This is a genomic window from Phenylobacterium sp. (assembly GCF_036821595.1).
In the GTDB taxonomy this organism is placed as follows: domain Bacteria; phylum Pseudomonadota; class Alphaproteobacteria; order Caulobacterales; family Caulobacteraceae; genus Phenylobacterium.
The window spans coordinates 1-2,213 of the sequence record NZ_DAISJG010000162.1 but is presented as its reverse complement, the minus strand read 5'-3'; the positions used below and the strand labels follow the sequence as shown (position 1 = coordinate 2,213).

Below are 2,213 nucleotides of genomic sequence, written 5' to 3'. Positions count from 1 at the left end.
ACGACCGAGACGAGCTCGACCTTGTTGAACTGGTGCTGGCGGATCATGCCGCGGGTGTCGCGGCCGCTCGCGCCGGCCTCCGAGCGGAAACAGGGCGTCAGCGCCGTGAACCGCAGCGGAAGCTCCTCCTCGGCGACGATCTGGTCCATCACGAGGCTGGTTAGCGGGACCTCGGCCGTGGGGATCAGCCAGCGGCCGTCGGTGGTCTGGAAGAGGTCGTCGGCGAACTTCGGCAGCTTGTCGGTGCCGTAGGCGGCCGCGTCGTTGACCATCAGCGGCGGGGCGACCTCCAGGTAGCCGTGCTCCTCCGTCTGCAGGTCGAGCATGAACTGGCCGAGCGCGCGTTCCAGCCGGGCGAGCTGGCCCTTGAGGACGGTGAAGCGCGCGCCGCTCATCCGGGCGGCGGCCTCGAAGTCCAGGAGGCCCAGGGCCTCACCCAGGTCGACGTGGTCCTTCGGCGCGGTGATGGCGAAGGGCTCGCCCCAGCGGCGGACCTCGACATTCTCTTCCTCGCTCTCGCCGACCGGCACGTCGGGTGCGGGGATGTTCGGCAGCGTCGCCAGCAGGCCGCGCAGGGTCTCGGCGGTGGCGCGCTCAACCTCCGCCTGCTCCTCGAGGGTTCGCTTCAGCGTCTCCACGTGCGCCATCAGGCGGGTGGCCTCGTCCTCGTTCTTCTGGGCCTTGGCCTGGCCGATCTTCTTGGACGCCTCGTTGCGCTCGGCCTGCGCCGCCTGCAGCGCCGTCTGGGCGCCGCGCAGGGTGGCGTCGAGGGCCAGGATCTGCTCGACCAGCGCCGCGCCGGACAGCCGCTTGGAGTCCCAGGCCTTCTCGTACAGCTCGGGGGTCTCGCGAATGGCTCGGATGTCGTGCATGGCGGCCGCTGTCAGGGAGTGAGGGGTCTTCCTAGTGCGCGTCGGCGGGCGGGCCAAGCCCCAGCGCGGAGGGTCAGGTCGGCACGATCCCCGTGCCGGCCTCCTCGCGGGCGCGCCGGCCCTCGATGATCCGGACGCACCAGATCGAGACCTCGTAGAGCAGGATGATCGGCACCGCGAGCATGGTCTGGCTGATCGGATCCGGCGGCGTCACCACCGCGGCTACGACGAAGACCCCGACCACCGCGTAGCGCCAGCCAGCCCGCAGCATCTTGGAGGTGACGATGCCCGCCATCCCCAGCAGGGTCAGCACCACCGGCAGCTGGAAACAGAGGCCGAAGGCGAGCAGCAGGGTGGTGACGAGGGTGAGGTAGTCGGAGACCTTGGGCAGCAGCTCCACGGCGATGCCGCCGGTCCCCACGATCTGCTGGCTCAGCGAGAACCACAGCACGAACGGCAGGATCACGAAGTAGACCAGCGCCGCGCCCAGCAGGAACAGCGACGGGGCGGCCAGCAGGAACGGCAGGAAAGCGCGGCGTTCGCGCTTGTAGAGACCCGGCGCCACGAAGGCGTAGACCTGCCAGGCGAGCACCGGGAAGGTCAGCACGACGGCGCCGAAGCCGGCCAGCTTGAGCTTGGTGAAGAAGAACTCCAGCGGCGCGGTGAACACCAGTCGGAGGTCCTCGCCCGAGAGGTTCGGGACGTCCTTGTAGCCGACCAGCACCAGGATCAGGTCGAAGGGCCCGCCGCCGTGGCCGGCCTTTTCGGCCGCGAATAGGCGCGCCGCCATCTCGAACGGGTGCAGCAGGAACTGGTAGATCGGCGTGGCGAAGCCGAAGCAGACGATGAAGCCCACCACCACGGCGGCGACGCAGATGATCAGGCGCTTGCGCAGCTCCACAAGGTGGTCGAGCAGCGGCGCGCGGCTGGCCTCGATCTCGGACTCGTCGGGGTCGTAGTCGCTCACGAGCCGCCTTCCACGATCTTCTTCGCCCGCGGCTTGCGCGGCGCGGCGGGCGTCTTCGGCGCCGCTACGTCGGCGGCTTTGGGCGCTGTGGCCTTGGGCGCTGCGGCCTTGCGGGCGCGGGGCTTCTTCGGCGGCGCGGCCGGGATCGGGGCCACCTCGGGCTCCACCTCGGGCGTGGTGGCGTCCCACTGATGGCTCATCGGCGGGTGCAGCTGCACGCCGACGTCGGTGAGGCTCTGGTTGATGTCCTCGAACGCCTGGTTGACCTCGGTGGATGGTGCGCCCGCGAACTCGCCGCGGCGCATGGCCTCGACCTCCTTGCGCAGCTCGTCGAGCTCGGACTGGCGGGCCATCTCGTCGAAGCTGGCGCGGAA

Annotated in this window: 2 protein-coding genes and 1 pseudogene; all 3 read right to left on the bottom strand. The window is 70.1% G+C overall.

Annotated elements, in window-relative coordinates; genetic code table 11:
- On the bottom strand, window positions 1-872 hold an 872-nt coding region (locus tag V7Z97_RS20190), incomplete at its 3' end, for an aminoacyl--tRNA ligase-related protein (RefSeq protein ID WP_334165382.1).
- Window positions 873-945: 73 nt separating this feature from the next.
- Window positions 946-1,839, bottom strand: a complete 894-nt coding sequence (gene tatC, locus V7Z97_RS20185; RefSeq protein ID WP_334165380.1) for a twin-arginine translocase subunit TatC — start codon at window positions 1,837-1,839, stop codon at window positions 946-948.
- Window positions 1,836-2,213 (bottom strand): annotated as a pseudogene (locus tag V7Z97_RS20590) (Sec-independent protein translocase protein TatB); the annotation flags it as partial. The pseudogene V7Z97_RS20590 and the gene tatC, both read right to left, overlap by 4 nt.